Here is a 3,470-nt window from a genome sequence, read left to right on the forward strand (position 1 = left end):
GGCACGGAGTTTGCGGATGCAAACGAGTGACAGAAGGGAAATGTGGCGCAGCCCAAGCGAGGCCTTGTGCCGAAGCGAAGCGTTTCCATGCTGTTATGCGAAGTTTCCGAGCTTACAGAATTGATTACGCCACGGACGGCGTTTTCTTTCTTCCTGTCTTGGATGTTTTCATTTTATATTCTTTTACAAGAATATCAGTTGGAATTCCTAGATTTTGATTAATCTTTCTAATCATTTCTAACGTAAGCTTTCTTTTCCGATTTAAGATTTCAGTGGCACGACTTCGCCCACCGATTAGATTTCCTAAATCAACACTTTTCATGTTCATGTCATCCATAACAGATTTTAAAGCTTCGATTGGATCCGGATCATCGATAGGGTAGTGTTTAGTTTCGTAAGCGTCAACTAAAGTAATAAGAATATCTAGTTTATCGTATTCTGGTGTATTTTTCTTAGAATCCCAAAGTTTTTCAATCTCAGAAAGAGCCTCTAAGTGATCTTTTTGATTTTTAATAGGTTTAATATTCATTTAAATCACCTCAGCATTGATTTTGTCATATTGTTCGTGAGTTCCGATAAACCTAATAAATACAGTTTGTAGATTATAATGAATCTTCACAATTAATCTGTATTTGTTACCATGTATATTGAAAACGATTCTATTCTCCTTAAGGAAACTAGCATTTCTGTATTTATCTTTAATATCAGAAGGAGACTTCCATAAAGCTTTCGAAGTTTCTTTAAACCAAACTTCGATCGGAATTTTAGAGTCAGAGTATTTAGGAATAGAGTAGAAATCTCTCAATATTTTTCTTGAAATAACCCTCACAAGTCAATGAGAACTTGTTCCCGAATTGGTAACAACTACTTTTTCTCTTTTTAGCGAGCATGGACGCTCGCATTTTATTAAAAAACAAGTGCCCGGAAATTTTCGCATAACGAACTAGGGGAGACGACGTTCCTCGTAGCTGAGCCTTCGTAGAAGGCGTTAGCGTCGGCGCGACTTCTTGCGGAGCGAGAAGCGTGACGGAGAGGAATGTGGCGCAGCCCAAGCGAGGCCTCGTGCCGAAGCGCAGCGTTTCCCCGATGTTATACGCCGTATTAAACTAGTCTATTTTTTTTATTCTAATTATATTGAAACATTTGCTCGCTTCAAGGTAAGTTAAGTTTTGATAATTACCGTTTTGTGTTACCGCATTCCTCACAAGTTCTCTGGTTGATTCTGGACAACTCTTTCCAAAGATTATATATTTTAACTTTTCTGGATGAAATTCTATTTTCTGAATCGGTTGATTGTTTGTGTAGTTATCAATTAAAAGAATTCTAAACTCCTCTTCGCTAGACCATTTTTCTTTTTTATAATAATATGAGTTAGTTAAATCATCTTTGTTTGATTTAAATGGGTTATATGGTATTGTTTCATCCTTTCCGTAAAACACTTGAACTGCTAAAAAAAAATCTAATGTTTGGTTCCCAACGTATATTTGACCTTTTTTTAGTGGAACTCTATATTTTTTGTGTTTGTTTATTATTTTTATATCTTCTCCTTTGATACTCTCATATCCAATACAAAAACCGTCCAGAGGGATATTTCTTTTTGCATAATTTTCCCACATATGTTTTGATTTAAAATTTGCAGTTAAACAGAGTATCTTGAATGTTTTTATAAATCTAGAATCATCTGACTCATTTATTTTCTGATAATTTTTAACATAATCATTTCTCAGTTTTACGTCATAATATATTATCTTGGCAGTCTGTCTCATTTCATTATATTGGCTGGGATGTGACTTACGCAAAAAGAATGCTTCAACTTCTTGGTAAGTCGTATCCGAAATATCCAGAAGCGGATTTATCTTACAATCTTCTGGATCATTTACTTCACTTATTCTGGAAAAGTAAAAGTAATTTTTAAGTATTGAATCTATATGATAATCCTCTCCAGAAACATATTTAAATAGTATTGTTTCAGAAATTTTATAATCGAATATTTCGAAAAATCTTTTTATTAAACGGTGAATTAATTCTTTCATTTTAATACCTAATTATTTTTAATATGGCGTATAACGAAATAGCCTTAACGACGTTCCTCGGAGCTGAGCCTACGTAGTAGGCGTTAGCGTCGGCACGTATTCTTGCGTAGCAAGAATCGTGACGGAGAGGAATGTGTCGCAGACCGAGCGAGGGCTTGACCCGAAGCGAAGCGTTAAGTCGCTGTTATACGACGTTTTTAAATTTCCAAATCAGATAATAAGTTATCTAAAAGATTTTTAATTAAAATTTCTCTGTTTTTCGATGAATCTGAAAAAATTCTGGAAAACAATGGAAAAATACCTACATATGTTCTCATTTTTCCATTAGTGATCGCTTTTTTCGACTTTTTACCAGAAATTCGATTATAAAGAATACCTTGAATTTCTAAATCGGTATCATAATAAGAAGGTATCAAAGTTAAAGTTAGTCCACTTAAAATTCCTTGAAGAAAATTCATTTTATTTTTGAAAATTACATTTATTTCTAGTTCATATTGAGATTTAGGTGAGTCAATTTCTACGAATGAGAGTTTATTGTTATACTTAAGATTTTGCATAATAAGTTGAAAGTCATTTCGGACATCAATAATTCCGTCAGAAATTTGTATAGGATGGTCAAATAATTCTCCATCCATATAATACAAATATCCTATATGAATCGAAACTGTAGATTTATTGGAATTGTTTGATAATTTTGGTTTTTTTTCATAGCTGATAGTTGAACAATTTGTTATGAAAAACAATAAGGCGATGATTAATTTAAAATTCATGGATTAGTGACCTGAATTACTGAATTCAAAATGAATTTCGTTTTTTTCTCTGGAATTATACGTCTAGATCGCCATGGATCGTATATAAATTCTCTGATGAAATTTTCCTCTTCAAATACTTGGGATTTAATTAAATTCCTATTGTTATCAAAAGAATTAACTTCTAACTGTATTTTTGAATCGAAATTTACTATAGTACCTCCAAGCCAGATATATAAAGTTAAAGTGGCAATTGAAAGTGGAATATATAGTGGGTCTAGTTTTAATGTATTTTCATATTTTAGAAATTTAAAATCTAAGAGGATCGAATTGCTAGGAACTGGAAATTCAGAATAATAATGAACAGATTTAAAGATTTTTGTATTTTCAAGGAGAATTTTAATATTTGTTTTTAATGTTTCTTCCTGGATTTTTTTCAAATCCCCAATTTCATTAACTATCTCGACTTTTCTTATATAGATATTTACATCCTTCTGTTCTACATCAGACGGTTTCAAATTCTGATTTAAAAGCGATGATTTTTGGCTTAGACACGATTGAATCATCAATCCAGCGAATATTATAGTTATTTTCTTAATCATATTTTCTTAGGTAGGTTCAAGAATCTAGCGCACAAGCGCCCGTATTTCATTTTCAGGTGTATTCCAATTCAAAGTTTTTCTAGGTC

At 32.4% G+C, this 3,470-nt stretch carries 5 protein-coding genes; all 5 read right to left on the reverse strand.

Annotation, left to right across the window (positions count from 1 at the left end):
* Window positions 1-124 precede the first annotated feature (124 nt).
* A complete protein-coding gene (locus JWG40_RS06385; protein ID WP_205285023.1) occupies window positions 125-529 on the reverse strand; it encodes a helix-turn-helix domain-containing protein in 405 nt (134 codons plus the stop codon).
* The gene (locus JWG40_RS06390) at window positions 530-805 is read right to left on the reverse strand and encodes a type II toxin-antitoxin system HigB family toxin (protein WP_232369224.1); all 276 of its coding nucleotides are present in this window, start codon (window positions 803-805) and stop codon (window positions 530-532) included.
* 301 nt (window positions 806-1,106) lie between these two features.
* On the reverse strand, window positions 1,107-2,033 hold the full coding sequence (locus tag JWG40_RS06395) for a DUF2971 domain-containing protein (RefSeq protein ID WP_205285025.1): 927 nt from the start codon (window positions 2,031-2,033) through the stop codon (window positions 1,107-1,109).
* A gap of 197 nt (window positions 2,034-2,230) precedes the next feature.
* Window positions 2,231-2,668 carry a hypothetical protein gene (locus JWG40_RS06400; RefSeq protein WP_232369225.1) on the reverse strand — a complete coding sequence of 146 codons (438 nt, stop codon included), beginning with the start codon at window positions 2,666-2,668 and terminating at the stop codon, window positions 2,231-2,233.
* A 131-nt stretch (window positions 2,669-2,799) separates the two neighbouring features.
* Entirely contained in the window at window positions 2,800-3,384 is a 585-nt protein-coding gene (locus JWG40_RS06405; RefSeq protein WP_205285027.1) for a hypothetical protein, read from the reverse strand.
* Window positions 3,385-3,470: the final 86 nt, after the last annotated feature.

Source organism: Leptospira abararensis (genome assembly GCF_016918735.1).
Taxonomy (GTDB): domain Bacteria; phylum Spirochaetota; class Leptospiria; order Leptospirales; family Leptospiraceae; genus Leptospira_A; species Leptospira_A abararensis.

Bases quoted from the DNA above. Each gene is read 5' to 3' on its own strand.
- JWG40_RS06405 (WP_205285027.1), bottom strand. From the start codon at position 3,384: ATGATTAAGAAAATAACTATAATATTCGCTGGATTGATGATTCAATCG.
- JWG40_RS06385 (WP_205285023.1), bottom strand. From the start codon at position 529: ATGAATATTAAACCTATTAAAAATCAAAAAGATCACTTAGAGGCTCTT.
- JWG40_RS06395 (WP_205285025.1), bottom strand. From the start codon at position 2,033: ATGAAAGAATTAATTCACCGTTTAATAAAAAGATTTTTCGAAATATTC.
- JWG40_RS06400 (WP_232369225.1), bottom strand. From the start codon at position 2,668: ATGGATGGAGAATTATTTGACCATCCTATACAAATTTCTGACGGAATT.